Consider the following 26166-nt stretch of genomic DNA (forward strand, 5'->3'; position numbering starts at 1 on the left):
CCCGGTGCTGATCGCGCTGCCGGGCGGCGCGGGGTTCCCGAGCAACTACTGGATGGGCGCGGACCTCAAGCTGGAGGACTCCGTCCAGAAGTGGGCCAAGGCGGGCAAGAGCCTTCCGTTCATCATCGCGATGCCCGTCCTCAACCCGGAGAACCACGACGGGAAGGGCGACCCGACCCCCGGCCGCTACTGGGACGGCAGTGACATCCCGGGCCAGCCGAAGATGGGCACCTGGCTGACCGAGGACGTCCCCCAGCTGGTCAAGGAGAACTTCCGGACGATCAAGTCCCGGGACGGCTGGGCCTTCATGGGCTCCTCCACCGGCGGCTCGGCCGGCCTGAAGTCGGTGCTCCAGAAGCCGGACAAGTTCAAGGCCGTGATCGCCTCCGGCCCGGACATCGTCCCCGACTCCCTCCTGTGGCAGGGCCACGAGAAGGAGCGGGCGGACAACAACTCCAAGGTCCTCGCCCAGCGGCTGATCGCCAAGGGCGGCCCCGAGGTCTACCTCGGCTTCCAGGTCGGCTCCAGCGAGTCGGTCAAGCCGCCGATCGACTCCTTCATCGCCAAGTACGGCAACAAGGGCCCGGTGAAGACGAAGTACCACGTCATCCAGGGCGGCGGGCACAACGCCAAGACCTACGTGCCCAACATGGAGGCCGGCGGCCTGATCCAGTGGATCAGCGAGCACATGCAGGGGCCCGTCGCCTGAGGCCCCCCGCACCACACCGCCCGGCCCCTCAGAGCCTGGGACCCAGCCCCTCAGGACCTGGGACCCGGCCCCTCAGGACCTCGGAGCCGGCCCCTCAGAGCTTGGGACCAGCCCCTCAGGACCTGGAGCCCTGCCCCCTCCCCCAAGGGGTCAGGGCTCCAGCAGTTCCACCCGGACGTCGGCGGGGAAGCCGGTCGTCGGCCCGGTGCGGCGGGCGAACTCGGTGACGCCCTCCAGCTGCCGGGGGCCGAAGCGGAAGTCCAGCGTCGTGAAGTAGCGCTCCAGCAGCTCCGCGTCGAACGCCTCCCAGCGCGCCGCCTGCTCCGCGACCTTGCCGACCTCCTCCAGGGACAGGTCCCGGGAGGCCAGGAACGCCTGGTGCACCTTGCGGACGGTCTCCGGCTCGCGGGCCAGGTAGTCGCGGCGCACGGCCCACACGGCGAAGACGAACGGCAGCCCCGTCCACTCCTTCCACATCAGCCCCAGGTCGTGGACCTCCAGGCCGAGCTTGGGCGCGTAGTGCAGCGAGGCCCGCAGCGCGGCGTCGCCGATGAGCACGGCGGCGTCCGCCTCCCGCATCATCAGGCTCAGGTCGGGCGGGCAGGTGAAGTACTCCGGCCGCACCCCGATCCGCTCGTCGAGCAGCAGCTGCGCCAGGCGCACGGAGGTGCGGGAGGTGGAGCCGAGGGCGACGCGCGCCCCGTCGAGCTCCTTCAGCGGCACCTGCGAGACGATCATGCAGGACATCACCGGGCCGTCGCAGCCGACCGCGATGTCCGGCAGCGCGACCAGCTCGTCCGCGTGGCGCAGGTACTCGACGAGGGTCACCGGACCGATGTCGAGATCCCCCCGGACGAGTGCCTCACTGAGCCGCTCGGGGGTGTCCTTGGACAGGTCCAGGTCGAGCAGCGCCCCGGTCCGCGCGAGCCCCCAGTACAGCGGCAGGCAGTTCAGGAACTGGATGTGGCCGACGCGGGGGCGGCTGCGCCGTCTGGGATGGGCGTCGGCGGCCGGTGCGGCAGGGGCGGGTGCGTCGGGGACGGGTGCGTCCGGTGCTGAATTGTCCACATCCGGAGGCTAGCCCCGCGGCGCCGGGGCCACCCGCCCGGGGGGTCGGCCCGGGTCCGTGCCCGACGGACGAGCTTTTCCTGCTTTGGCGGGCCGAAAACCCACCTTGAGCGTGATCTTCGACTCTTCCACCGCGAGAAGGCTCCGTGCTACGCTCGCCGCAAGTTGCAGTTTGGTTTCCCTTGCAGTACAGAGCCTGCGGAGCATGTAACCCGCAGGCTTTCGTCGTTTTAGGACTTCTCGCAGGTTCTGGAGCAGGGCAACCCTTTGGGCCCAAGGAGGGCTTTATGGCTACCGGAACCGTGAAGTGGTTCAACGCTGAAAAGGGCTTTGGCTTCATCGCCCAGGACGGCGGGGGCCCCGACGTCTTCGTCCACTACTCCGCGATCAACGCCGCCGGCTTCCGCTCCCTCGAGGAGAACCAGGCGGTGACCTTCGACGTCACCCAGGGTCCGAAGGGCCCGCAGGCGGAGAACGTCACCCCCGCGTAACACGGGGCCGGCCTCCGGGCCGGCGTGCGGTGACCGGCCGGTCGCGGCCGATACGCAGTACCACCAAGGAGCCCTGGCCCGCCGTTTCGACGGCGGGGCGGGGCTCCTGCCTTTGTGGACGGGAAGGCGGCGGTACGGAGATCAGGTTTTCCGGATTCTCCCCGCCCCGGGCGCCCCTCCCGCCACAAATCCCCCACCGCGCGGACTCACGGCGTTTGTTTAACGCATTCTTAACTCCGCACATCCATACGTTGTTCGTATAGAGCTTCGTACAAGGAGTCGATTTCCTTGGCGTACCGTTCGAGGATTACCGAACGGCGCAGCTTGAGGGTCGGCGTCAGCTCCCCGCTCTCCACCGTGAAATCGCCCGGCAGGACCGCGAACGCCCGGATCCTGGCCGGCCCCGCCGAGCGGGCGTTCGCCGCGTCCACCGCCTCCTGGCACAGCCGCCGCACGGCGGGGTGCCGCTCGGGCCCGGCGGGGCCCAGGTCGACGCCCTCCCGGGCCGCCCAGCCCGCGATCTCGGCGGCGTCCAGGGTGAGCAGCGCGACCGGGTACGGGCGGCGGTCGCCGACCAGCACCGCGTGGGAGATCCAGCGGGACTCCCGGAGGGCGGCCTCGGGGAGGGCGGGCGTGATGTTCTTGCCGCTCGACGTGATGACGAGGTCCTTCTTGCGGCCGGTGACGGTCAGGAACCCGTCGGCGTCCAGCGCGCCGAGGTCCCCGGTGCGCAGCCAGCCCTCGGCGTCCAGGACGGCGGCGGTCGCGGCCGGATCGCGGTGGTAGCCGGGGAAGATCCCCGGTCCGCGGACGAGGATCTCGCCGTCGGGCGCGATCCGCACCTCACAGCCGGGGACCGGCCGGCCGACCGTGCCCGGCCGGTACGCCCCCGGCCGGTTCAGCGAGACGACCCCGGCCGTCTCGGTCATCCCGTACCCCTCGTGGACGAGGACGCCGCAGGCGCGCAGGAAGTCCAGGGTGTCCGGCGCGATGGGCGCGGCCCCGGTGAGGGCCCAGCGCAGCCGACCGCCGAAGACCTCCCGCACCGGCGCAAACACGCGCTCCTCTGCGGCCTCCCAGGCGGCCCGCAGCGGCCCGTCAGGCTCCTCGCCGCGCTCGCGCAGGGCGGCGACCGCGACGCCGGTCCGCACGGCCGCCGTGAGCCGCGCCCGCCCGTCCGGCCCCTCGGCGTCGGCGAGGGCCAGCGCCATGCCGTGCACCTTCTCGAACAGGCGGGGCACCGACGGCAGGTGTGTCGGCCGCGTCGCGGCGAGCCCGGCGACGATGTCCTCGTTCCGGCCGCCGTGGTAGCAGAGCGTAGCGCCACGCAGCAGGGCACCGAACTGCACGAGCTGGGCGAGCAGATGGGCGAGGGGGAGGTAGAGGTAGGTGCTGTCGCCGGGCTCGTACCGGATGAGATCGGCCGTCGCGTCGTGGGCCGCGGCGAGGTTGGCGTGGGTGAGCCGGCAGCCTTTGGGGAGGCCGGTGGTGCCGGAGGTGTAGATGATGCCGCAGAGGTCTGAGGGGCTCACTTGCCCGGCGCGACGGAGAAGTTCCCCGAGGGACGCGGTGGGGTCGGTTCCCGCCGGAAGGTCCATACGGACGACGTGCCGCAACTCCGGCAGCCGCTCACGGAGTCCGCCGATCCGGCCCGCCTGAACCGCGTCCTCGACGACGGCGACGCTCGCGCCGGAGTCGGACAGCACCCAGCCGAGCTCCTCGTCCCCCGCCGTCGGGTAGACGGGCACCACGACGGCGCCGGCGGCGAGCGCCGCGAGCTGGACGTACGTCCACTCGGGCCGGGTGCGGGCGAGGACGGCGACCCGGTCGCCGGGCCGGACGTCCAGCGTGAGGAGGGCGCGCCCCACGGCCCGTACGGTCCCGCGCAGTTCCTCGTAGCCGACGTCCGTCCAGCCGCCGCCGTCCGGCGCGGGGAAGCGGAGGGCCGGGCGGCCGCCGTACCGGTCGGCGGTCCACTCGGCGAACAGGGCCAGGGTGCGGGGTCGGTCGGACATGGCGCCTCCGCTGGTCGGGGTGGTGCCCGGGGGCCGGCCGCCGGGCTTCCCACCCGTGCCCCGGGACCGCGCTCCGGAACCCTACGCACGCGGCCCGCGCCCAGGGATTGACCGGAATGCTCGGCACCCCAGGCCGTACCGCTCGGCGCACCATGCCCCCATGGCCCCCAAGTCTCCGTTCGCGACCGCCGAGCCCACGATCGGCACCCACTTCGTCCGGGCCGCCCTCGGCGGGGCCGTCCGCCTGGGCCACGACCCCGTCCCCCTGCTCCAGGCCGCCCGCATCCCGCCGCTGCTGCCGGGCGACGACCGGGCCCGGGTGACGCCCGAGCAGTTCACCCGGCTGGTCCGGGCGGTGCGGCGGGCGACCCGGGACGAGTTCCTGGCGCTGGGGACGGCGCCCAGCCGGCCCGGGACGTTCGCGATGATGTGCCACGCGTGCGTCGGCTGCCCGGACCTGGGCGCGGCGGTCGACCGGGCGACCCGGTTCTACGGCCTCTTCCCGGGAGGCCCCCGCCTGACCCTGGAACGCGGCGCGGCCGAGGCGGTGTTCGCGGTCCGGGACGACCTCGGCCACCTGCCGGAGGGGCGTTTTCTCGCCGAGTGCGCGCTGGTGATCTGGCACCGCCTGGCGAGCTGGCTCATCGGCCGCCGGATCACCCTGCGCTGGGCGGAGTTCGCCTACCCGGCACCCCCGTACGCGGCCGACTACGGACGGATGTTCGGCTGCCCGGTACGCTTCGGCGCCCGCCGGACGGGGGTCGGCCTGGCCCGGCACTGGCTGTCCGCGCCGGTCCTGCGGGACGAGGCGGGGCTGGCGGAGCTCCTCCGCCACGCGCCGGCCGACCTGCTGCACCGCCGCGACTACGGCACGACCGTCAGCGAGCAGGTCCTCGGCACCCTGGCCGGTGCACTGCGCGCGGCCCACCGCCCGGTCCGCCTCCCGGAGGCCACCGAGACGGCGGCCCGGCTCGCCCTGAGCCCGGCCACCCTGCGCCGCCGCCTTGCCGCCGAGGGCACGTCCTACCGCCGCCTCAAGGACCAGGTCCGCCGGGACGCGGCCCTGGCCGCCCTCACCACCCCCCACGACCCGACCACCACGGAACTGGCGGCCCGCCTGGGCTTCTCGGAGGACACGGCCTTCCACCGGGCGTTCCGCCGCTGGACGGGAACGACGCCGGGGGCATACCGGCGGGGGGCGACCGAGGAGCCGCCCACCAGCCCGTCCGGCGCTTGAGGACGAGCGGCGGAGCCGCGACAAGGGGGTCTGGGGCGCAGCCCCAGGAAACGGCGAAGGGGCGGGACCGGGGCACAACCACCCGCCCAAGCGGACCGAGCACCCCGGCCACCAAACCCGAGCACTCCAGCCACCCCCACCCCTACCGACCGGTCAGTACCGTACGCCCAACCAGCGCACACCACCCACCAGTTGGGAGACGAAGCGCATGCGCCTACGCACCCTGACCCTCACCACCATCGCCGCACTGACAGCGGCGCTGGGCCTCACAGGCCCAGCCACCGCCCACACTCCCGCCGCGACAACCCACGTCGCCCCCGGCAACGTCCTCACCTCCACCCCCACCTCCTTCCACCCCCTCCCAGGCCAACCCACCCCCACCCGCGCCTGGCACATCACCTACCGCTCCACCACCGCCAAGGGCGCCCCGAACACCGTCTCCGGCACGGTGATCGTCCCGAAGGACGGCAGAGACGACCGCCAACGCCCCCTGATCACCTACGCGGTGGGCACGGTCGGCCTGGGCGACCAGTGCGCGCCCTCCGCGGGCTTCCCGCGGGGAACGGCGGTCGAGGCCAACCTCATTCAGCTGCTGACGGCACGCGGCTGGGCCGTCGCCGTGACCGACTACGAGGGTCTGGGTACCGAGGGCGACCACACCTACGTCGTCGGCCGCTCGGCGGGCCACGCCGTCCTCGACGCGGCCCGCGCGGCCCTGCGGCTCCCCGAGGCGGGCCTGTCCAAGGACGCGCCGATCGGGATCATGGGCTACTCGCAGGGCGGCCAGGCCACCTCCTGGGCGGCGGAACTGCGCGCCGACTACGCCCCCGAGCTGAACGTCAAGGGCACGGCCACCGGCGGCGTCCCCGCCGACCTCCTCAGGACGGCGGACTTCAACAACGGCGGCATCGGCGCCGGCCTGATCCTCATGGCGGCGTCCGGCCAGAACGCCGCGTACCCCGAACTCCGCCTGGACGACTACCTCAACGACCGAGGCCGCGCCTACCTCCGCTTCCTCGACAAGAACTGCGTGGCGGCGAACGTGGCCGCCGGCCTCTTCAAGAAAATATCGGACGTCACCGTCCGCAACCCCCTCTACGAAGCCGACTGGCAGCGCGTCCTGCGCTCCTCGAACCTCGGCACGCGCGCCCCCGACCGCCCCGTGTACCTCTACCACGGGACGGTCGACGAGCTGATCCCCTATGACCTGGGGAAGCGCCTGCGCGCGGACTGGTGCGGACGAGGCGCGACCGTCCGCTGGACGCCGCTGCCACTCACCGAGCACGTGGGTGGCGCGGTGGTCCAGGCGATCCCGGCGGCGAACTGGCTGGCGGATCGTTTCGCCGACCGCCCGGACAACGGCAACTGCGCCTGAAGCACGCGCATTTCGCCCGTCAGACGGACGACGGGGGCCCCGCCTCGGCGGCGGCCTCCCATCGCCTCCCGCTCACGAGATTCTCCAGCCCCACCCACGCCACGTTCATCAGCGTCTCCGCCGTCTCCCCGGCCGAGGGGACGGTACCGGCGGGCCCGTTCGCCCACGCGGCGAGCGACTCGGCGGCACCGACCAGCGCATGGGCGAGGCCGGCCACCTCCCGTCCGTCGAGCGGCGCCCGGCCCGGCGCCGCCTCGGCGGCCTCCTCGATCAGCCGCACGACGACCTCCACGATCTCCTCGCGCAGCTCGGCCACCACTCGGTCGAACGGTTCCCCGTGCGTACGGGCCCGGCAGCTGAGCACCGCCCACCCCTCCGGGTGCGCCGCGGTGTGCGCGAAGAACGCGCGCAACCCGTCCCAGAGCCGGCGGTCCGCCGGGGAGTGCGGCTCGACGGCGGACCGCACCGCGCCGAGCAACGCCGCCGCCTCCCGCCGGATACAGGTCCCGAACAGCTCCTCCTTCGAGTTGAGGTACAGGTAGACCAGGGGCTTGGACGCCCCGGCGAGCTCGGCGATCTCGTCCATCGAGGCGGCGCTGTAGCCGCAGCGGGCGAACACCCGCACGGCGGCGTCGATCATCTGCCGCTCCCGCACCTCCCGTGGCATCCGCCGGACCCTGGGCTTCTCCCGCCGGCCCGGCGCGGGCGCCCGCGCACCGGCCCGGGCCCTGACGGCGTCGGCCTGCGCAGTGGCCGCAGTCGTCGCGCTGGTCGCACTGGTCGCAGTGGTCACATCAAGCATCCCTCCGCCCCCGTGACAGTACGGGCAGGTAACATCACACAGGGAGCGACCGTCAAGGGCGGCCATCAGGCCGCGGAACGAGCGCCGGCGCTCGGACGGCCGCGCCGCCGGGCGAACGCTCCGCCCTCACCGCGAACACGACGCTCACGGACGGGCCGGCACCACCGGGCTCAGGCCCCACGGATCACCCTCCGCGCAGCACAGCCTCACATCCGCCGGTCCGCTACTCAACGCCCCACTCGGCCAATTCACCGCGCCCTAGCGGCGCTTGACCCCGACCGCACGCCTCCAGCCACACCAACTGTCGCACGACGCTCCACGGCAGGTCCCGCGCCCGCGCGTCCAGCACCCGGAACAGCCGCCGGTGCGTCACGTGCCGCCACCACCACTCCTCCACCCGAAAGAAGCCGGCGGCCAGCGCCTCCCTCACCACGACCCACCCCGCACCACATCGACGGCACTCCCCGCGTGCACCCGCAGCTCCGCCCCGCCCCGGAACCCCACCACGACCTCGGCCCGCCCGTCCGCCCGGTCCTCCCGAACGCCCACCACCTCCCGCACCCACCCGTCCCCGACCACCCGATCCCCCACCAGCACCCGCTGCACCCACACCCGGATCCGCACGCCGCCCCCCTCGTCGTCCCCGCCCTGTCCCGGCACGGCCACCAGAGCCCACACGGACTTGCCGACCCCGTCCCGCGGACTCACACCCCAGCGCCGGGCGAGAGCGGCGACGACGACGAGGCCGCGCCCGCCTTCACCGTGTGGGACCCCGGGCTCAGGGACCCGACCGTCCGCGTCCTCGACGGCGATCCGGACTCCGCCGGCCTCGCGGCGGAATCGGGTCACGATCTGCCCGCCCGCCGGTACGCGAGCGTGCACGACGGCATTCGTCAGCAGCTCCGAGAGCACCGTGGCGGCCGAGTCTTCGAGCGCCGCCATGCCCCATTCCGCCAACGTCTTGTGCAAGTGGGCACGGGCTCGGGCAACGCATCGAGGGTGTCGCTTCCAAACCAGCCGTACTTCGGGCTCGTTCCTGTCCAACGGCCTGCGTTCCATGGCGGTCAGCATCGTCGGGGCCGTTTGCCGCGGAAAGCCCGAGGTGATGACTCACCGTGGGTAACATCCTTGGATACAGGGCGGTGCCCACGCCCGCCGGCCTCGTCTCCGGAGCGCTGCCCATGCCCGAGTACGACCCACCCGCGGGTTTCCCCGCCCGGCTGCTCAACAGCGAGGACATGGAGGCGGCTTGCCGGGCCCGTGACTTCGCCACCGTCTTCCGGCTGGCGAAACGGGCCGGAATCCACCCGGCCCTCATCGGCCGCCGCTGTCTGCTGACACCGAGCCGGGTCGCGGAGATCCTCAAGGGACAGCGGAAGGTCGTGGACATCCAGGTCGTCGAACGCATCGCGGACGGCCTGCGCATCCCCGGCCTCATGCTGGGGCTGGCACCTCGCGCGTGGGAACAGGAGTTCACGGAAGGCGCGCGGCCGGCGCCGCCGGGTTCCACCGAGGCCGAGGCAGCCGACGAGTTCGCCCCCGCGCCCTCCGATTCGGCTTTAGCGGAGGAGACATGCGATCCCGCGTTCGTCGCGGACCTTGTGGCGAGTCAGCTGACGCAGCACTACCGGTGCGCCGACTTCTTCGGAGCCCGGCACACACTTCCGCCCGCCACCCACCAGATGCGTACGCTGGCCGGGTGCCTCGTGACCGCCACGGGCCCACGGCGAACGGCGCTCCTGCGTACGGCTTCCCGGATGGCCGAGTTCGTCGGCTGGCTCCACCAGGACCTCGGGCACCTGGCATCCGCCTCGTACTGGTCGGACCGGTCGATGGAGTGGGCTCAGGAGGCAGCCGACGACCACATGCAGGCTTACGTCCTCTTCCGCAAGAGCAACCAGGCAGCCATACGATCACAGGGCGCCAAGGTCGTATCCCTCGCTCGGGCAGCCCAGCGCCTCCCCGATCTGCCGCCACGGCTGAAGGCGCTGGCAGCTCAGCAGGAAGCGCAGGGCTACTCCCTCATGCGCAACTCACGGGCGGCGCACGCCAAGTTCGATGAGGCGCTGGCCCTCGCTTCGCAACCGGACGCCGGGCCGGCGTCGGGCGTCGACACGTCCTACTGCACGCCCGAGTACGTCGAAATCCAGCGCGCCACGTGCCGGTCGGGGCTGGGGGAGCCCGAGAAGGCCATCGCGGCATTCCAGGCCCAGTTGGCCGGACTTCCTCCGATCTACCGCAACGACCGTGGTGTCTACCTCGCCCGCCTGGCTCGCGCGTACACCTGCGCCGGTGAGCACGGGCAGGCGGTCGGCACGGCGACTCAAGCGCTGACCATCGCGTCACAGACCGGATCGGCCCGCACGATGGCGGAGCTCACCGCTGTCGCCGATGCCGTGCGCGCTCATTGCACCGATCAGGAGGTCTCGACGTTCCTTGCACGCTTCGAGACGATTTCGAATCGCCTTTCGACGGGACATGCCCAGCCCCAGCACGAAATGCTGGCCACATGGATGAGTTGATCACACAGGCCACCACTGCGGACGCACAGGCACATGGCGCCGGCGTGGCCGTACTTCCCGTCGGCAGCTTCGAACAGCACGGCCCCCACCTGCCGTTGGTCACGGACACCGCCATCGCCTGCCTGGTCGCCCGCCGCCTGGCCGACGACCACGGGCTGTTCCTGCTGCCGCCGATCACGATCTCCTGCTCCCACGAGCACGCGCACATGGCCGGCACCGTCAGCATCAGCGCCGGAACGCTGTACGCCATGGTGCACGACATCTGGCGGTCACTCGCCGCCTCCGGCGTCCCCGGCCTCCTCATCGTGAACGGGCACGGCGGCAACTACGTGCTCCAGAACGCCGTCCAGGAGATCAACACCACCGCCCCTCCCCGCGTCGCGCTCTTCCCGGTGTCCGAGGACCGTTCCCGGGCCCGGGCCGAAGCCGGGCTGGAGAGCAGCGGCGCGGAGGACATGCACGCCGGCGAGTTCGAGGTCTCCCTGCTGCTGCACGGCGCGCCGCACCTCGTCCGGGACGGCGTCGAAGGCGACGACCACGCGGCACCGAACCGCCCGCACCTGCTCACCCTCGGCATGGCGGGATACACGCCCAACGGCGTGATCGGCCGGCCGTCCCTCGCATCCGCCGCCAAGGGCAAGGCGCTCCTGGACAGCTTCTCGCGCTCGGCGCGGGCGCACTTGGACGTGATCGAAGGCGCCCGGCGATGACCGCCGCCACGAGTGGGCACGGCAACGAGCACGAGAAGCGCATGGCGCGCCCCCGGATGGCCGCCGGGGCGCTCTTCTTCGACGAGGGGGGCCGGGTGCTGCTGGTTCGTCCCTCCTGCAAGCCCGGTTGGTAGATTCCCGGTGGCTACGTGGAGACCGGCGAGTCGCCCCTCGACGTCTGCCGACGGGAAATAGCCGAGGAGTTGGGGGTCACGCCGCCCATCGGGCACCTCCTCGTCGCGGACGGGGCTCCGAGCCCCCGTCGAGGGCGACAAGGTCCTGTTCGTCTTCGACGGCGGCCCGCTGGACGAGCGGCAGCGCGCGGCCGTCCGCCCCGCGCCCGGCGAGCTGCCGGCGGCCCGCTTCCACCCGCGCGACGCCCTCGACACCCTGCTCGTCCCCCGGCTCGCCCCCCGCTCGCCCGCCGCTCGCCCGCCGCGTCCGCGAAGCCGTCGCCGCGTGCGACGCGGCCGGCTTCCGCTACCTGGAACACGGCGTTCCCGCCGCGCGGAGCAGGCCGACGCGCCGAGTCGATGGTCCGTGAGGACTACGTCCAAGGCCGCGGCCCGCCCGCGCCTCACGGCCGGTACGGGTACGGGGGACGACGGCATAGCGTGCTGCCAGGTCCAGACCGTCCGCGCAGGGGAGAGAACATGAGCACCGCCACACCGGTATCGCTGGTCACGGGCGCCAACCGGGGAATCGGCCGGGAGACCGCGCGTCAGCTGGCCGCGCTCGGCCACACCGTCCTGCTGTGCGCCCGCCGTCCGGAGGACGCCGAGCGGACCGTCGCCGAGCTGGCCCCCGGAGTGCCCGGCACGCTGCTGCCCCGTCGGCTGGACGTGACCGACGCCGACGGCGTCCGGGCCCTCGCCCGCGGCGTGGAGGAGGAGTTCGGGCGCCTCGACGTCCTCGTCAACAACGCCGCCGTCAACTACGACACCGCCCGACGCGCCGTCTCCACCGACCTCGACGAGGTCCGGCGCACCCTGGAGACCAACCTCTTCGGCGCCTGGCACACCGCGCAGGCGTTCCTGCCGCTGCTCCGCCGCTCGGCCCACCCCCGCCTGGTGAACGTCTCCAGCGAGTCCGGCTCCCTGGAGCACATGGCCGGCGGAACCCCGGCCTACGGGGTCTCGAAGGCGGCGCTCAACGCCCTCACCCGCAAGCTCGCCGACGAACTGCGCGCCGAGCGGATCCTGGTCAACGCCGTCTGCCCGGGGTGGATCGCCACCGACATGGGCGGCCCGGGCGGCGGACCCGTCGAGCAGGGCGCCGCCGGTGTCGTCTGGGCCGCCACCCTGCCCGACTCCGGCCCCACCGGCGGCTTCTTCCGGGACGGCGAACCCTTGGCCTGGTAGGCGCCGTTGGCGGGGCAGGCACCATGGCCCGGCAGGCACCGCGGCCCGGCAGGCACCGCGGCCCGGCGCCCCCGGGAGAACGGCGGGAGCCCCCGGCCCCGTCCGGCGAAAGCGGACGAAGGCCGGGGGCTCCCCCCGTCGGAACAGCGGGCGCGTCACGCCGCGCTCAGCACCGGCTCCTGCTCGCGCGGAAGCTCGCGCTCCGGCTCGCCCTCCAGCTTGGAGCCGTCGGCCGTGGCGTACGCCTCGCGGTCGAGGATGCCCTCGCGGGAGGCGACGATGATCGGGACGACGGACTGGCCGGCGACGTTGGTGGCGGTGCGGATCATGTCGACGATCGGGTCGATCGCGAGCAGCAGGCCCACGCCCGCCATCGGCAGGCCCAGCGTCGACAGGGTCAGGGTGAGCATCACCGTGGCGCCGGTCAGACCGGCGGTCGCGGCCGAGCCGATGACCGAGACGAACGCGATCAGCAGGTAGTCGCGGAGCTCCAGCGGCACGTCGAAGACCTGGGCCACGAAGATCGCGGCGATGGCCGGGTAGATCGAGGCGCAGCCGTCCATCTTCGTCGTCGAGCCGAACGGTACGGCGAACGACGTGTACTCCTTCGGCACGCCCAGCCGCTCGGTGACCCGCTGGGTGACCGGCATGGTGCCCACGGAGGAGCGGGAGACGAAGGCGAGCTGGATCGCGGGCCAGGCGCCCTTGAAGAACTGCAGCGGGTTGACCTTGGCGACCGTCGCGAGCAGCAGCGGGTAGACGCCGAAGAGGACGATGGCGCAGCCGACGTAGATGTCCGCGGTGAAGGTCGCGTACTTGCCGATCAGGTCCCAGCCGTACTTGTGGATGGCGTGACCGACGAGGCCGAGGCTGCCCAGCGGGGCGAGGCGGATGACCCACCACAGCACCTTCTGGAGGAGCTCGAGGACAGACTCGCTCAGGGTGAGCAGCGGGCGGGCCTTCTCGCCGACCTGGAGGACGGCGACACCGGCGACGGCGGCCATGAAGACGATCTGGAGCACGTTCAGCTGGGTGAACGGCGTGATGACGTCGGTCGGGACGATGCCGGTGAGGAAGTCGAGCCAGGAGCCCTTCTTCTTCGGGTCGCCGCCGTCGGCGGCGGTGAGGCCGGTGCCCTCGCCGGGGTTGGTGAGCAGGCCGATCGCCAGGCCGATGGAGACGGCGATCAGCGACGTGATCATGAACCAGAGGAGGGTCCGGGTCGCCAGCCGCGCGGCGTTCGAGACGTTCCGCAGGTTGGTGATCGAGACCAGGATGGCGAAGAAGACCAGCGGGGCCACCACGACCATGAGCAGCTGGACGAAGATGTCACCGATCTTGTCGAGCGTGGTCTTCAGCCAGGTGACGTCGCCGTAGCGCGCCGCCCAGCCGAGCAGGGCGCCGAGGACGAGGCCGAGCAGGATCTGCGCCCAGAACGGGACCTTGGGTATGCGGCCGAGGGCGGCGCGGGCCCCGGTGGGCGGGGTCGCGGAGGGAGCGGAGGAAGGGGGCGTCGATGACAACGGAAACTCCGGGGACAGGCGTGGGGGTGAAGAAGAGGGCGCGAGGCGCCGGGAGGTCCGTACGTACGGGATCTCCGGCCGCGTCGAGGTGATCGTCGGGAAAGCGATCAGCGGCGGCGACAGGCCGCGGACAGACAGCGGCAAAGATCGACGTGCAGGCGCGCCACGAGGCCGGGGCCCGTGGGGATTCGGTGCGCTGCTGCTGTCTTCATGTCGACACGTTAACACTGCGACTTTGAGAAACCCAAAGGAATTCTTTGGGATGCGAGCGCCGCGCAGCCCGAAGAGGCTCGTAGCGGCACGAAAAAGCGCCGCGCGTCGCGCCACCGGGCGGTTGCCCGGCGGCGCGACGGCGGCGCGATGTGACGAAAACTACCCTCGGCGGCTAAAGGTGCCCTTCACCCAAGCCATCCGGATGTGTCCGGGTTACACCCGGTCTTCCTGCCCGGCGTTCGCCTGCAGCCGCTCCCGCGTCCGCTCGACGCGCTCGGCCACCTGCATGGCCATGGCGTCCCGCTGCTTGCGGAGCAGCACCCAGCTCAGCGGCGCGGAGATGACCAGGGCCAGCAGGATCATCCAGATGAAGTTGGAGTTGTTCGCCCCGAGCGGGATGGCGCGGAGGTAGCAGAGCACCCACACGACGGCGAAGGAGGCCACGAGCAGGCCGAATCGCAGAGCGGTGTAACGGAGCGAGGCGTACTTCTGGCTACTCACGGGACGGACCTTCTTCTCAACGGCAGCCGAAAGGGTCCCTACCAGTCAAGCACGAGGGGGAGTGGATCAATCCAGAGGGAGCCACATCAGCCCGGATCGAGTCCCCCTCGGCCCAGCGGAAGCCACGACTCAGTCCAGCGGAAGCCACAACTCAGCCCAGCGGAAGCCACATCTGCACGTCGTCGCGGTAGTCGTCCGCGGACAGCCGCAGCCCGCCCGGCACCCGCCCGACCTCCTTGAACCCGAGCCGCCCGTAGAACTCCTCCAGCCCCATGCCGCCGCGCACCTCCAGCCGCAGCGCCTCCAGACCGGCCTCGCGCGCCATCTCCACCGTCTCCCGCATCAGCCGGAGCCCGTGGCCGCCGCCCTGCAGCGCGGGATCGAGCATGACCAGGACGACCATGGCCCAGTGCCGCATCTTGAAGTCGGTGTGGAGCCGGAGGAACGTCGTCCCGACGAGGCGCCCCCCGGCTTCGTACGCGCCGAGCATCCGGTGCTCCCCGGCGGCCACCCGCGCGACCTGCGCCTCGGTCGCCGCGCGCACCTCGTCCTCCGTCACCGACGGCACGAAGCCGACCGAGCCGCCGGCCCGCGACACGTCGTACCAGAGGCGGGCGAACTCGTCCCGGAGCCCGGGGGTCAGCTGCGGATCACGCTGGAACGTAAGAGCCATGGAACCGATGCAACCATTACCTACCTCCGGCACGCAAGAGAGAAGCCCTGGTGAGACGACCGCCTCACCAGGGCTTCCCAGGCAACCCGAAAGATTCAGACCCGCATCGGCTGCGGCGACTCCCGCCGGCCCGCGTCCGGACCGTCGTACTCCCGGATGACCTCGTACCGTGTGTTCCGCTCCGCCGGGCGGAAGCCCGCGTCGCGGATCAGCTCCAGCAGGTCGTCGCGGGTCAGCTTGCTCGGCGTGCCGTAGTTGTCCGCGTCGTGCGTGATCTTGTACTCGACGACCGAGCCGTCCATGTCGTCGGCGCCGTGCTGGAGGGCGAGTTGCGCGGTCTGGAGGCCGTGCATCACCCAGAAGACCTTGACGTGCGGGACGTTGTCGAAGAGCAGCCGGGAGACCGCGAACGTCTTCAGCGCCTCGGCGCCGGTGGCCATGGAGGTCCGCGCCTGGAGCCGGTTGCGGATCTTGCCGTCTTTCATGTCCACGAAGTCGTGCTGGTAGCGCAGCGGGATGAAGACCTGGAAACCGCCGGTCTCGTCCTGGAGCTCGCGCAGCCGCAGCACGTGGTCCACGCGGTGGCGCGGCTCCTCGATGTGCCCGTAGAGCATCGTGCTCGGGCCCTTGAGGCCCTTCTCGTGCGCGAGCCGGTGGATGCGCGACCAGTCCTCCCAGTGGGTCTCGTGGTCGACGATGTGCTGCCGGACCTCCCAGTCGAAGATCTCCGCGCCGCCGCCGGTCAGCGACTCCAGACCGGCGTCGATCAGCTCGTCGAGGATCTCGGAGGCCGGCATGCCGGAGATCTTCTCGAAGTGGTGGATCTCGGTGGCGGTGAACGCCTTCAGGGAGACCTGCGGCAGCGCCTCCTTGAGCGCCTTCAGCGACCGCGGGTAGTACCGCCACGGGAGGGTGGGGTGCAGGCCGTTGACGATGTGCAGCTCGGTGAGGTGGTCGTTCTCCATCGCCTTGGCGAGGCGGACGGCCTCCTCGATGCGCATGGTGTACGCGTCCTTCTCGCCCGGCTTGCGCTGGAACGAGCAGTACGCACACGAGGCCGTGCACACGTTCGTCATGTTGAGGTGGCGGTTGACGTTGAAGAGGACCGTGTCGCCGTTCTTCCGCGTCCGCACCTCGTGGGCCAGACCGCCGAGCCAGGCGAGGTCGTCGGACTCGTAGAGGGCGATGCCGTCCTCGCGGGTCAGCCGCTCACCGGCGCGCACCTTCTGCTCCAGCTCGCGCTTGAGTCCCGCGTCCATGCGATCGCCTCTCTGGTATGTCCGGAGTACGTCCGGTTTCCTCCGCCTGGCCCGGTCGAGCCTACTCCCCCGGGCGGGCGCGCCTTCAGACGCCCTCGTCCCCGTTCCGCGACCCGTCAGATGTCCTCGGGCAGCTCGCCCACCCGGTTCTCCCACTTGGTGGAGAGCACGATCGTGGTGCGGGTGCGGCTCACGCCCTTGGTCCCGGACAGCCGGCGGATGGTGCGCTCCAGGCCGTCCACGTCGCCGACGCGCACCTTGAGCATGTACGAGTCGTCGCCGGCGATGAACCAGCAGTCCTCGATCTCCTCCAGGTCGCGCAGCCGCTGCGCCACGTCCTCGTGGTCGGCGGCGTCGGAGAGCTGGATGCCGATCAGGGCCGTGACGCCCAGGCCCAGCGACGCGGCGTTGACGGTCGCGCGGTAGCCGGTGATCACGCCGGCCGCCTCCAGACGGTTGATCCGGTCCGTGACGCTCGGGCCGGACAGTCCGACGAGCCGGCCCAGTTCCGCGTACGAGGCCCGCCCGTTCTCCCGGAGGGCCTGGATGAGCTGCCTGTCCACCGCGTCCATGGCTGGAACCTTTCAATAATCAGCGAACTTGCCGTCTTGCATGTAGAATCTAAGGCATTGAAGGGCTGACGCCCCGAAAATCTTTCACCGAACGCTCACGGCACCAACGATCCTTCAGGAGTGAACCCCGTGTACACGATCGAGATGGCCTACGCCCGCATGCGCGAGCTGCAGGACCTGGCCAACCGCTCGCGTGCCCACCAGTCCGTCACCGCCGCCCGCCGCGCCGAGGCCGCAGGGGCCCGCGCCGCGCGCGCCACGAAGAAGCGCTAACTCCCCTCCGGGGCGCGGCCTCCGCCGAGCTCTCCCTTCCACCGGCGGTAGTACCGGTGCGGCACGTCCGCCGCGTCCAGTACCCGCCCGGCGACGAAGTCCACGAGATCCTGGATGTGCGTCGCCCCCGCGTAGAACGCCGGAGAGGCGGGCAGCACGATCGCGCCCGCCTCGTCGAGCGCCACCAGCTGCCGCAGCGTCTGACCGCTCAGCGGCGTCTCCCGCACCGCGACCACCAGCGGCCGTCGCTCCTTGAGCGTCACGCTCGCGACGCGCTGCAGCAGGTCCTTGGACAGCCCCAGCGCCACACCCGCCACACAGGCCGTGCTCGCCGGGACGATCAGCATCCCCTTCACCGGGTACGAGCCCGACGACGGCCCCGCGGCCAGGTCGCCGGCGGCCCAGTGGCGCACCCGCGCCAGGTCCTCGTCGCCCACCTCGAAGGTCCCCGACTTCCCGTCGGCTCCCAGCGACAGCCACTGCCGCAGGTCGTCGCGCCAGTGCGCGTCCCGGAACGAGATCCCGGTCTCGTCCAGCAGCGTCAGCCGCGAGGCGCGGCTGACCACCAGGTCCACGTCCTCCCCCGCGGCCAGCAGCCCGCGCACCACGGCCGCCGCGTACGGCGTCCCGGACGCACCGGAAACCCCGACCACCCAGGGCCGGCGCTCGGATCGTTGCGTTGCGTGTTCGTACGGCTCCACGCCCCCGAGCCTAGTCGGCCGGGGCGCGGGGGCTCCGTCGGGCGGGGGTCAGCCGCCGAGGTCCACCGGGAGCCCGGAGGTATCGAAGCTCAGGGGGCCGATGGACGACTCGACCGTGACCGTCTTGCCATAGGGAACGGTGTCCCGGCCGAGGTAGCCATCCGGGCCTGGGTTCCAGAGGGTGAGGCAGTGCCCCTGGTACGGGTCGAAGACGAGGTAATTGGCGATACCCGCCCTGGCGTAGGCGCGGTCCTTGACCCGGTAGTCGTTGCGGACGCTGGACGGAGAGACCACCTCGACGGCCAACTCGATCAGGTCCGCCGGGTAGGAGCCGAGGTTCCGCGTCTCCTCCGCCGCGGGGATGACCGCCAGGTCCGGGCAGAACTCGTCGTCCTCTGAGAACACAAAGGCCACGTCCTCGACGACGTCCCACTCCCCCGCCAGTTGGGACTCCAGCATGGGACCGAGACGACGCATGGTCTTGCCATGGATCGGCTTGACCGGACTCATCATGATGGCGCCCCCGACGATTTCACCCTTGTAGCCCTCAAGCTGGCTCTCCAGCTTGGTGAGCTTCGAGTGCAGGCGGTCGAGCTCCGAGATGGCCACGACAGTCTCCCTTCCCTGCCCCGATAGTAGGAGGAACCGTAGCTACACCCCCAGCCCCCGCACCCCCAGATCCAGCAGCGCGCACACGAACAGGGCAATCCCGATGAAGCCGTTGACCGTGAAGAAGGCGCGGTTCAGGCGGGAGAGGTCGTGCGGGCGGACGATCGAGTGCTCGTAGAGGAAGGCCGCGGCGACGATCAGCAGGCCGGTCCAGAAGAAGGCGCCCGCGTGGGTGGCGACCCCGTACCAGGCCAGCAGGGCGGTGGTGATCACGTGGCAGACGCGGGAGCCGTACAGCGCGGCCGGGATGCCGAAGCGGGCGGGGGTCGATTTCACGCCATGCGCGCGGTCGGCGGCGACGTCCTGGCAGGCGAAGATCAGGTCGAAACCGCCGATCCAGACGCCGACCGCGAGCCCCAGGATCACCGCGTCCCACGACCAGGAGCCGGTCACCGCCAGCCAGGCGCCGACCGGGCCCATGGCCTGCGCCAGGCCCAGGATCGCGTGCGGGAAGTCGGTGAACCGTTTCCCGTACGGGTAGACCACCATCGGGATGACCGCGATCGGGGCCAGCGCCAGGCACAGCATGTTCAGCAGGCCCGCGGCGCCGAGGAAGACGACGACGGCCACCAGCGCGCCCGTCCACGCCGAGCGGACGGAGACCGCGCCGGTGACGAGCTCGCGGTTGGCGGTGCGCGGGTTCCGGGCGTCGATCTCGCGGTCGATGATCCGGTTGCAGGCCATCGCGAAGGTGCGCAGCCCGACCATCGCCACGGTGACCAGGAAGAGCTTCCACCAGTGGACGCGCCCGTCCTCCTGGAACATCGCCGTGAACGCGGCGATGTACGCGAAGGGCAGCGCGAACACCGAGTGCTCTATCAGCACCAGGCGCAGGAAGGCCCGCGTCCGCCCCGGCTGCGGGACGGCGGCGGCGGAGGCGCTCACAGCCCGTACTCCTTCCAGCGCTTCGTCACCCGGTCGGCGGTCTCGGGGTCCGACTCCACCATCGACGGCCAGCCGCCGTCCCGCGTGTAGCCCTCCTCGGGCCACTTCGCGGTGGCGTCGATGCCCGCCTTGCCGCCCCAGAACTGCTGGTACGACGCGTGGTCGAGGTGGTCGACCGGGCCCTCGACGACGGTGAGGTCGCGTGCGTAGTCGACGTTGCCGAACGCGCGCCAGGACACCTCGTGCAGGTCGTGGACGTCGCAGTCCTTGTCCACGACCACGATCAGCTTGGTCAGCGACATCATGTGCGCGCCCCAGACCGCGTGCATGACCTTCTGCGCGTGCTTCGGGTACTTCTTGTCGATCGAGACGATCGCGCAGTTGTGGAACCCGCCGGACTCCGGCAGGTGGTAGTCGACGATGTCCGGGATGATGATCTTGAGCAGGGGCAGGAAGAAACGCTCCGTCGCCCGCCCCAGCGGCCCGTCCTCCGTCGGCGGCCGGCCGACGACGATCGACTGGAGCAGCGGGCGCCGCCGCATGGTGACGCAGTCGATGGTCAGCGCGGGGAACGGCTCCTGCGGCGTGTAGAAGCCGGTGTGGTCGCCGAACGGACCCTCCGGGAGCATCTTCCCGGGCTCCAGCCAGCCCTCCAGCACCACCTCGGCCGCGGCCGGCACCTGGAGCGGGACGGTCTTGCAGTCGACCATGTCGATCCGCTTGCCCTGCACGAAGCCGGCGAACAGGTACTCGTCGATGTCGGCCGGCAGCGGCGCGGTGGACGCGTACGTCACGGCGGGCGGGCAGCCGAAGGCGATGGCCACCGGCAGCCGCTCCCCGCGCCGGGCGGCGACCTGGTAGTGGTTCCGGCTGTCCTTGTGGATCTGCCAGTGCATCCCGATGGTGCGCTTGTCGTGGCGCTGGAGCCGGTAGAGGCCGAGGTTGCGGACGCCGGTCTCGGGGTCCTTGGTGTGGGTGAGCCCCAGGTTGAAGAAGGAGCCGCCGTCCTCGGGCCAGGTGAAGAGCGCCGGCAGCGCGTCGAGGTCGACGTCGTCCCCGGTGAGCACCACTTCCTGGACCGGCGCGTCCCCGGGCTTCACCTTGCGCGGCGGCACGTGCGCCATCGCGCCCAGCTTGCCGAACGCCTCCCGGATCCCGACGAAGCCCTGCGGAAGCTCGGGCTTGAGCAGCCCGCCGATCTTCTCGCCGATCTCGTCGTAGGACTTCAGGCCGAGCGACTTGAACAGCCGCCGGTCCGTCCCGAAGACGTTCATCGCCAGCGGCATCGCCGAGCCCTTGACGTTCTCGAAGAGCAGCGCCGGGCCGCCGGCCTTGTTCACCCGGTCGACGATCTCGCCGACTTCCAGATGGGGGTCGACTTCGGCCTTGACGCGCTTGAGGTCGCCGTCGCGTTCGAGCGCTCTGAGGAACGAGCGGAGATCGTCATAAGCCATGCGTTCCAGTATCGAGCACGGACTACCCTGGGCTTGTCACGGGGCCGCGGTACGGCCCCACCGCCACGTCCAGGGGGGCCTTCGGCCAATGCTCAGGTATCTGCCGTTCCTGCTGGTCCTGGCGCTGTGGATCTACGCCTTCATCGACTGCCTGAACACGCCCGAGGAAGAGGTCCGCAAGCTGCCGAAGACCGCGTGGGTGATCATCATCCTGCTCTTCGGCGAGGTGCTCCTGGGGCCGATCGCATGGATCGCCGTGGGCCGGCCGCGCGCTTCGGCGGGCCCGGGCGGCGGCCGGCGCGGCGGCGCCGCCGGGTCCGGTGCGGGCGGCGGGGGCCGCTGGGTGGCGCCGGACGACAACCCCGAGTTCCTGCGCTCGCTGGACAAGGACCAGCGACCGCGCGGGGAGGGCGAGGACCGGGACTGAGCGGGGGCACCGGCCCGGGACCGCGTGCGAGCCCACCCCGTTCGGCGGTCCGGGCGTCCGCCCATCGGCCCAGCCGCCGATCCCTCGATCGGGTAATACGATCTACATACCAAACCCCCGGCGCCCCTCAACTCCCCTTCCTTCACGGCCAATTGCCGAGCAATTCACCCGCACCCCCCTGCCTCCCACACTCCCGGCCCGGGAGAGTCGCAACGGCCACACTGTGGCCTGACCGCGACCCCAGGGAGGGTGCCATGCCCGCGATGATGAGCAGACGAAGACTCCTCGGCTCCGCCGCGGCCGGAGCCGGCGCCGCCGCGCTCTCACTGCTGCCGCCCAGCGTCCAGCGCGCGGTGGCGGCCGGACCGCCGCGCCGCGCCTCGCTGGACGACGTCGAGCACGTGGTCATGCTGATGCAGGAGAACCGCTCCTTCGACCACTACTTCGGCACCCTCAAGGGCGTCCGCGGCTTCGCCGACCCCAAGGCCCTGCGGCTCTCAACCGGCCGCAGCGTCTTCCACCAGCCCGACCCCGAGAACCCCAAGGGCTACCTACTCCCCTTCCACCTCGACACGCACAAGAGCAGCGCCCAGGCCATCCCGTCCACCAGTCACGCCTGGTCCGTGCAGCACGAGGCGTGGAACGGCGGGAAGATGGACCACTGGCTGCCCGCGCACCGCAAGGCGGACGGGAAGAACGGCCCGTACGTGATGGGCTACCACACCCGCGAGGACATCCCGTTCCAGTTCGCCCTCGCCGAGTCCTTCACCATCTGCGACAACTACTTCTGCTCGGTCTTCGGCCCCACCTGGCCCAACCGTCTCTACTGGATGACGGGCACCATCGACCCCGGCGGCACCAAGGGCGGCCCGGTCATCAGCAACAAGATGCCGTCCCCCTACCGCTGGACCACCTACGCCGAGCGCCTCCAGGCCGCCGGCGTCAGCTGGCGGGTCTACCAGCAGCAGGACAACTACGGCTGCAACATGCTGGAGTGGTTCCAGCGGTTCCGCGACGCGAAGCCCGGCGACCCGCTGTACGAGCGCGGGATGCGCCGGCAGTCCGAGGGGACGTTCGAGGACGACGCCCGCAACGACCGGCTGCCGACCGTCTCGTGGATCATCCCCACCGGCCCGCAGTCCGAGCACCCGCACTTCATGCCGGCCGCCGGCGCGGACTTCGTCGCGAAGAAGATCGAGGCCATCGCGGACAACCCCGACGTCTGGGCGAAGACCGTCTTCATCCTCAACTACGACGAGAACGACGGCCTGTTCGACCACGTCCCGCCGCCGGTGCCGCCGAAGGGCACCAAGGACGAGTTCGTCCAGGGCCTGCCCATCGGCGGCGGCTTCCGCGTCCCCTGCCTGATCGTGTCGCCGTGGACGGTGGGCGGCTGGGCGGCGGGCGAGGCATTCGACCACACCTCGTCGCTGCGCTTCCTGGAGCGGCTGACGGGCGTCCGGGAGCCCAACATCAGCGCCTGGCGCCGCCGCACCTTCGGCGACCTGACCTCGGCGTTCGGCTTCGACACCCCCGCCTCACGGGCGCCGCGGCTGCCGCGTGACACGGCGAAGCGGCTGGAGGAGGCGGAGTGGGACGTCGCCCACCTGCCGAAGCCGGCCCTGCCGGGAGCGACGCAGCAGGTCCCGGTGCAGGAGAAGGGGACGCGGCCCCGCCGCTGAGCCCGCGCCGGGGCCTGCCGCACGTCAGGCCCCGGCACCCGGCAGCCGCACGGACAGCGCGTGGCGGAACTCGTCGCGCGGGTCCCAGCGCGCCTTGACCCGCTGGAGACGGGGATAGTGCCGCTTGTGGTACAGCGCGTGCCACGGCGTCCCGGACGTGTTGAGGGCCGGGTCGGCGAGGTCCGCGTCCGGGTAGTTGACGAACGAGCCGTCACTGACCGCGCCGGGCACGGGAACCCCGCCGGTGTCGGCGTACACGGCACGGTAGAGGTCCCGCACCCATCGCAGGGCGGGCCCGGCCCCGTCCGGGTCCTCCCAGCCGCCGAGGTAGATCGCCTTGAGGACGGAGTCCCGCTGCGCGACGGCCGTCGCCTCGGCCGGCACCGCGTTGACCTGCCCGCCGTAGGAGACCAGCCACACCGTGCCGTCGACCTCCTCGCCCCGCCGGCCCGACAGGTGCTCGTACAGGACGCCCGCCTGCCGTTCCGTGCAGCGCCGCCGCAGGTAGCCGGCCTTGGCCTTGAAGAACGCCGGCTCGCTCTCCTGGACGGCGGCGGCCGCCTGGAGCCAGGTCCGGCTCCGCCCGGACCGCGCGGGCCGCGCCCTGACCCCCTGGCCGACCTCCGCCACGTACGCGTCGGCCAGCCGCCGCGCACCCGCGTCCGCGGAGTCCACCTGGCCCATCAGGTCGACCGTTCCTGCCCTGCGGCTGTTGAGCATCAGGACGCTGAACAGCCCGGCGTAGGGGGAGCCGGGCGCGCTGTTGCGCTCGTGCCAGCCGCCGTGGTTGTCCACCAGGCGGGTGAACGACCGCCGGTCGAGGTCCTTCCAGGACCAGGAGGCGCGGAAGGAGTACACGGACTCCGGCGCCCGGGGGAGCAGCCGCGCCGGATCGGAACCCGTCGCGCCGGGGGACCGGAACCAGTAGCGGGTGACGACGCCGAAGGTGCCGCCCCCGCCGCCCGTGTGCGCCCACCACAGGTCACGGTGGGGATCACCGGGCTCCCGCGTGGCCACCACGGCGCGCGCCCTGCCCCGCGCGTCGACGACCACGACCTCCACGCCGTACAGGTGGTCCACGGACAGGCCGTGCCGGCGCGACAGGGCGCCGTAGCCGCCGCCCAGGATGTGGCCGCCGGCCCCGACCTCCGCCGTCGCACCCGCCGGGACGGTCACCCCCCAGCCCAGGAACAGCCGCCGGTACACCTCGCCCAGCAGCGCCCCCGGCTCCACCACGAACGCCCGCCGCCGCGCGTCGTAGGAGACGGAGTTCATGGGCGAGAGGTCGATGAGCGCCTTGACCGACGGGCCGTCGACGAAGTCCTCGAAGCAGTGCCCCCCGCTCCGTACGGCGATCCTCCGCCCCTCGTCCACCGCCCGCTGCACGGCGTCGACCGCGTCCCGGGTCGAGGCCGCGAGGCGTACGTGGTCGGGGGCGCCCACGAACCGCGCGTTGCGGCCGCGGCGGGTCAGGGACGCGTACCGCGTGTCACCCGGAACGATCGCCGCCGGACCGATGGCCGACGGGCCCTGGCCGCCGGCGCGCACGGCGGCTGCCGACGCGCCGCCCGGCGCGCCCAGCCCCGCGGCCGCCCCTCCGAGCGCGGCCGCTCCCCCGAGAACGCCGCGTCGTGTCACGTCTGCCATCGCCCACCCCTCCGGTCGCCGGCGCCGGACGGCCGTCCTCGCCTCCCGGTCCACGATCGACGACGCGAGGGCGCGGGACATCGTGCGCGGTGACCGCGTCCCGTCCGCCGAAGGAGGTACGGCGCCCCCTCCTCCGGAAGGATGTCCCGCGGGCGTCCTACGGGAGCTCCCGCTTCCCCTTCTCGTACTCGCCCCGGAGCTCCCGCCACCGGTCGAGCCGCCAGGCCGCCCAGTCCGCCGGGTGCCCGGCGAGCGACTGCATCAGGTACTCGAAGTGGTGGTGCCAGCCGGCCAGGCAGTCCAGCCGCTGGTCGTCCGTCCCCGGCATCTCGTTGGTGAAGTGCAGCAGCGTCCCGCCGACGCTGACCGGCGCCTTCTCCAGCTCGAACCGGATGCGGCCGTGGATCTCGACGGTGTACTCGGCGAGGCTCTCCGGCTCCCAGGCGGTCACCCGGCCCGGCGCGACGGTGGCGTTGCCCTCCAAGTCGGTGTTCAGCCACCGCAGGGTGATCGCCCCGCCCTCCCGCCGCTCGAACGGCTCGGCGGCGGCCAGCCAGGTCGGCAGCCCTTCCGGCGTCGCGACGGCCGCCCACACCCGCTCCCGGGGGTACGGGAGCGACAGCTCGTAGCAGAGCGTGTGAACGTCACCGTGGGTCTCCGAGGCCCCGTAGGGGGACGGCATCTCCATGCCTCCAGCACACCACAGCGGGGCCGGGCCCGCGCGTCAGTCGCGCGGCCAGGCAGACGTGTCGATCATGATGCCAGAGACCGGGAGCGCGAACTTCTCACCGAAGGTGTGGCTCGTCTCATCGGTGTACACGCCGTCGCGCGGAGCGTGGAAGACGTGCACGACACCGGTCTTCGGATCGGCGATGAGGTACGTCGGGATGCCCGCGGCGGCGTAGACCTTCAGCTTGGCGTCGTAGTCGTCGCGCCGGCTGCCCTTGGAGACGACCTCGGCGACGAACTCGATGTCCCGGTAGTCGTGGAGTCCGTTGTCGTCCTCTTCCGCGCCGTCCCGCACAAGGGCGATGTCGGGGGCGTAGCCGTTGAGGGTCCCCGGGAAGTCGATACGAACGGCCCAAAGGATGTTGGCATCCACTCCGAGAGCGGCTTCCAAGGCCCGATTCAACCCTCGAATGATCGCCGCGTGCACCTTGCGCTGCGGATTCAGAACGATCTCCCCCTCGATGATCTCCGCCCGATACCCCGCAGGCACATTCATGGCCTCGATGAGGGCGAACATCTCATCCAGCTCGGCCGAGTCCTCAACGGTCACCATCGGCACCTCCCCGTCTGAAATCCGAGTCTAGGAACGCACTCCGTCTCTCGCCCTCGCACAAAGGCCCGCTCCCCCCGAAAGAGGGAGCGGGCCCGTGTGGGTGACGCGCGGCGGG

The 26166-nt window shown here is 71.7% G+C and carries 27 protein-coding genes; 11 read left to right on the forward strand and 16 right to left on the reverse strand.

Annotation, left to right across the window (positions count from 1 at the left end; genetic code table 11):
* On the forward strand, window positions 1-709 hold a 709-nt coding region (locus JNW98_RS17605; RefSeq protein ID WP_223769201.1), incomplete at its 5' end, for an alpha/beta hydrolase.
* Window positions 710-859: 150 nt separating this feature from the next.
* On the opposite strand, the gene JNW98_RS17610 is transcribed toward JNW98_RS17605, so the two are convergent.
* Window positions 860-1777, reverse strand: coding sequence for a menaquinone biosynthetic enzyme MqnA/MqnD family protein (locus tag JNW98_RS17610; protein ID WP_372459267.1), 918 nt, complete (start codon window positions 1775-1777; stop codon window positions 860-862).
* Between the two features lie 287 nt (window positions 1778-2064).
* On the opposite strand from JNW98_RS17610, the gene JNW98_RS17615 reads away from it, so the two are divergent.
* Entirely contained in the window at window positions 2065-2268 is a 204-nt protein-coding gene (locus tag JNW98_RS17615) for a cold-shock protein (protein WP_126914791.1), read from the forward strand.
* 230 nt (window positions 2269-2498) lie between these two features.
* Here the strand turns inward: JNW98_RS17615 and JNW98_RS17620 are convergent, their stop codons facing one another.
* Window positions 2499-4283, reverse strand: a complete 1785-nt coding sequence (locus JNW98_RS17620) for an AMP-dependent synthetase/ligase (protein ID WP_223769202.1) — start codon at window positions 4281-4283, stop codon at window positions 2499-2501.
* A gap of 160 nt (window positions 4284-4443) precedes the next feature.
* Between JNW98_RS17620 and JNW98_RS17625 the strand changes: the two genes are divergently transcribed.
* Both JNW98_RS17625 and JNW98_RS17630 read left to right on the forward strand, forming a co-directional pair.
* A complete protein-coding gene (locus tag JNW98_RS17625; RefSeq protein WP_223769203.1) occupies window positions 4444-5520 on the forward strand; it encodes an AraC family transcriptional regulator ligand-binding domain-containing protein in 1077 nt (358 codons plus the stop codon).
* Window positions 5521-5728: 208 nt separating this feature from the next.
* Window positions 5729-6895 carry a lipase family protein gene (locus JNW98_RS17630; RefSeq protein ID WP_223769204.1) on the forward strand — a complete coding sequence of 389 codons (1167 nt, stop codon included), beginning with the start codon at window positions 5729-5731 and terminating at the stop codon, window positions 6893-6895.
* 19 nt (window positions 6896-6914) lie between these two features.
* Here JNW98_RS17630 and JNW98_RS17635 read toward each other — a convergent pair whose 3' ends face one another.
* Together JNW98_RS17635 and JNW98_RS17640 are read right to left on the reverse strand one after the other, a co-directional pair.
* On the reverse strand, window positions 6915-7562 hold the full coding sequence (locus JNW98_RS17635; RefSeq protein ID WP_223769247.1) for a TetR/AcrR family transcriptional regulator: 648 nt from the start codon (window positions 7560-7562) through the stop codon (window positions 6915-6917).
* A 561-nt stretch (window positions 7563-8123) separates the two neighbouring features.
* Window positions 8124-8768, reverse strand: coding sequence for an ATP-binding protein (locus JNW98_RS17640; RefSeq protein ID WP_372459268.1), 645 nt, complete (start codon window positions 8766-8768; stop codon window positions 8124-8126).
* 110 nt (window positions 8769-8878) lie between these two features.
* Here JNW98_RS17640 and JNW98_RS17645 point away from each other — a divergent pair, with 110 nt between their 5' ends.
* The 4 genes from JNW98_RS17645 (at window position 8879) to JNW98_RS17660 (ending at window position 12290) form a co-directional block, all read left to right on the forward strand.
* Complete coding sequence (locus JNW98_RS17645; protein WP_223769206.1) at window positions 8879-10219, forward strand: NsdA family TPR-like regulatory protein; 1341 nt, start codon at window positions 8879-8881, stop codon at window positions 10217-10219.
* The gene (locus JNW98_RS17650) at window positions 10207-10929 is read left to right on the forward strand and encodes a creatininase family protein (RefSeq protein WP_223769207.1); all 723 of its coding nucleotides are present in this window, start codon (window positions 10207-10209) and stop codon (window positions 10927-10929) included. The genes JNW98_RS17645 and JNW98_RS17650 overlap by 13 nt, the downstream gene beginning before the upstream one ends.
* Window positions 10926-11063 (forward strand): NUDIX hydrolase, encoded by a 138-nt coding sequence (locus JNW98_RS36625; RefSeq protein WP_308015621.1) that lies wholly within the window; start codon window positions 10926-10928, stop codon window positions 11061-11063. Before JNW98_RS17650 ends, JNW98_RS36625 begins: the two co-directional genes overlap by 4 nt.
* 519 nt (window positions 11064-11582) lie before the next feature.
* Window positions 11583-12290 carry an SDR family oxidoreductase gene (locus tag JNW98_RS17660; protein ID WP_223769208.1) on the forward strand — a complete coding sequence of 236 codons (708 nt, stop codon included), beginning with the start codon at window positions 11583-11585 and terminating at the stop codon, window positions 12288-12290.
* 155 nt (window positions 12291-12445) lie between these two features.
* Here JNW98_RS17660 and JNW98_RS17665 read toward each other — a convergent pair whose 3' ends face one another.
* The 5 genes from JNW98_RS17665 to JNW98_RS17685 form a co-directional block, all read right to left on the reverse strand.
* Window positions 12446-13813: a dicarboxylate/amino acid:cation symporter gene (locus JNW98_RS17665; protein ID WP_223769209.1), complete on the reverse strand. Its 1368-nt coding sequence runs from the start codon at window positions 13811-13813 to the stop codon at window positions 12446-12448.
* Between the two features lie 426 nt (window positions 13814-14239).
* Window positions 14240-14527 carry a DUF4229 domain-containing protein gene (locus tag JNW98_RS17670; RefSeq protein ID WP_223769210.1) on the reverse strand — a complete coding sequence of 96 codons (288 nt, stop codon included), beginning with the start codon at window positions 14525-14527 and terminating at the stop codon, window positions 14240-14242.
* Window positions 14528-14678: 151 nt separating this feature from the next.
* Window positions 14679-15200, reverse strand: a complete 522-nt coding sequence (locus JNW98_RS17675) for a GNAT family N-acetyltransferase (RefSeq protein WP_223769211.1) — start codon at window positions 15198-15200, stop codon at window positions 14679-14681.
* Between the two features lie 95 nt (window positions 15201-15295).
* Window positions 15296-16459 carry an aminofutalosine synthase MqnE gene (mqnE, locus tag JNW98_RS17680; protein ID WP_223769212.1) on the reverse strand — a complete coding sequence of 388 codons (1164 nt, stop codon included), beginning with the start codon at window positions 16457-16459 and terminating at the stop codon, window positions 15296-15298.
* Between the two features lie 116 nt (window positions 16460-16575).
* Window positions 16576-17031, reverse strand: coding sequence for an Lrp/AsnC family transcriptional regulator (locus JNW98_RS17685; RefSeq protein WP_004943663.1), 456 nt, complete (start codon window positions 17029-17031; stop codon window positions 16576-16578).
* A 129-nt stretch (window positions 17032-17160) separates the two neighbouring features.
* Between JNW98_RS17685 and JNW98_RS17690 the strand changes: the two genes are divergently transcribed.
* A complete protein-coding gene (locus JNW98_RS17690) occupies window positions 17161-17304 on the forward strand; it encodes a hypothetical protein (RefSeq protein WP_223769251.1) in 144 nt (47 codons plus the stop codon).
* Here JNW98_RS17690 and JNW98_RS17695 read toward each other — a convergent pair.
* The 4 genes from JNW98_RS17695 to JNW98_RS17710 are packed head-to-tail and all read right to left on the reverse strand — an operon-like array spanning window position 17301 to window position 21013.
* Window positions 17301-18005, reverse strand: a complete 705-nt coding sequence (locus JNW98_RS17695; RefSeq protein ID WP_223769213.1) for a UbiX family flavin prenyltransferase — start codon at window positions 18003-18005, stop codon at window positions 17301-17303. The genes JNW98_RS17690 and JNW98_RS17695 overlap by 4 nt on opposite strands.
* A gap of 48 nt (window positions 18006-18053) precedes the next feature.
* A complete protein-coding gene (locus JNW98_RS17700; protein WP_223769214.1) occupies window positions 18054-18614 on the reverse strand; it encodes a Uma2 family endonuclease in 561 nt (186 codons plus the stop codon).
* Between the two features lie 42 nt (window positions 18615-18656).
* Window positions 18657-19559, reverse strand: a complete 903-nt coding sequence (gene mqnP, locus JNW98_RS17705; RefSeq protein WP_223769215.1) for a menaquinone biosynthesis prenyltransferase MqnP — start codon at window positions 19557-19559, stop codon at window positions 18657-18659.
* Window positions 19556-21013 (reverse strand): menaquinone biosynthesis decarboxylase, encoded by a 1458-nt coding sequence (locus JNW98_RS17710; RefSeq protein WP_223769216.1) that lies wholly within the window; start codon window positions 21011-21013, stop codon window positions 19556-19558. The genes mqnP and JNW98_RS17710 overlap by 4 nt, the downstream gene beginning before the upstream one ends.
* 88 nt (window positions 21014-21101) lie before the next feature.
* Between JNW98_RS17710 and JNW98_RS17715 the strand changes: the two genes are divergently transcribed.
* Window positions 21102-21440 (forward strand): PLD nuclease N-terminal domain-containing protein, encoded by a 339-nt coding sequence (locus tag JNW98_RS17715; RefSeq protein WP_223769217.1) that lies wholly within the window; start codon window positions 21102-21104, stop codon window positions 21438-21440.
* A 266-nt stretch (window positions 21441-21706) separates the two neighbouring features.
* Window positions 21707-23122: a phosphocholine-specific phospholipase C gene (locus JNW98_RS17720; protein WP_372459269.1), complete on the forward strand. Its 1416-nt coding sequence runs from the start codon at window positions 21707-21709 to the stop codon at window positions 23120-23122.
* Window positions 23123-23146: 24 nt separating this feature from the next.
* On the opposite strand, the gene JNW98_RS17725 is transcribed toward JNW98_RS17720, so the two are convergent.
* The 3 genes from JNW98_RS17725 to JNW98_RS17735 form a co-directional block, all read right to left on the reverse strand.
* Window positions 23147-24769 (reverse strand): FAD-binding oxidoreductase, encoded by a 1623-nt coding sequence (locus tag JNW98_RS17725; protein ID WP_223769219.1) that lies wholly within the window; start codon window positions 24767-24769, stop codon window positions 23147-23149.
* Window positions 24770-24926: 157 nt separating this feature from the next.
* Window positions 24927-25457, reverse strand: coding sequence for an SRPBCC domain-containing protein (locus JNW98_RS17730; RefSeq protein WP_223769220.1), 531 nt, complete (start codon window positions 25455-25457; stop codon window positions 24927-24929).
* A gap of 36 nt (window positions 25458-25493) precedes the next feature.
* Window positions 25494-26051, reverse strand: a complete 558-nt coding sequence (locus JNW98_RS17735) for a Uma2 family endonuclease (protein ID WP_223769221.1) — start codon at window positions 26049-26051, stop codon at window positions 25494-25496.
* Between the last annotated feature and the right edge of the window lie 115 nt (window positions 26052-26166).

This window comes from Streptomyces huiliensis, assembly GCF_020037025.1.
In the GTDB taxonomy this organism is placed as follows: Bacteria; Actinomycetota; Actinomycetes; order Streptomycetales; family Streptomycetaceae; genus Streptomyces; species Streptomyces huiliensis.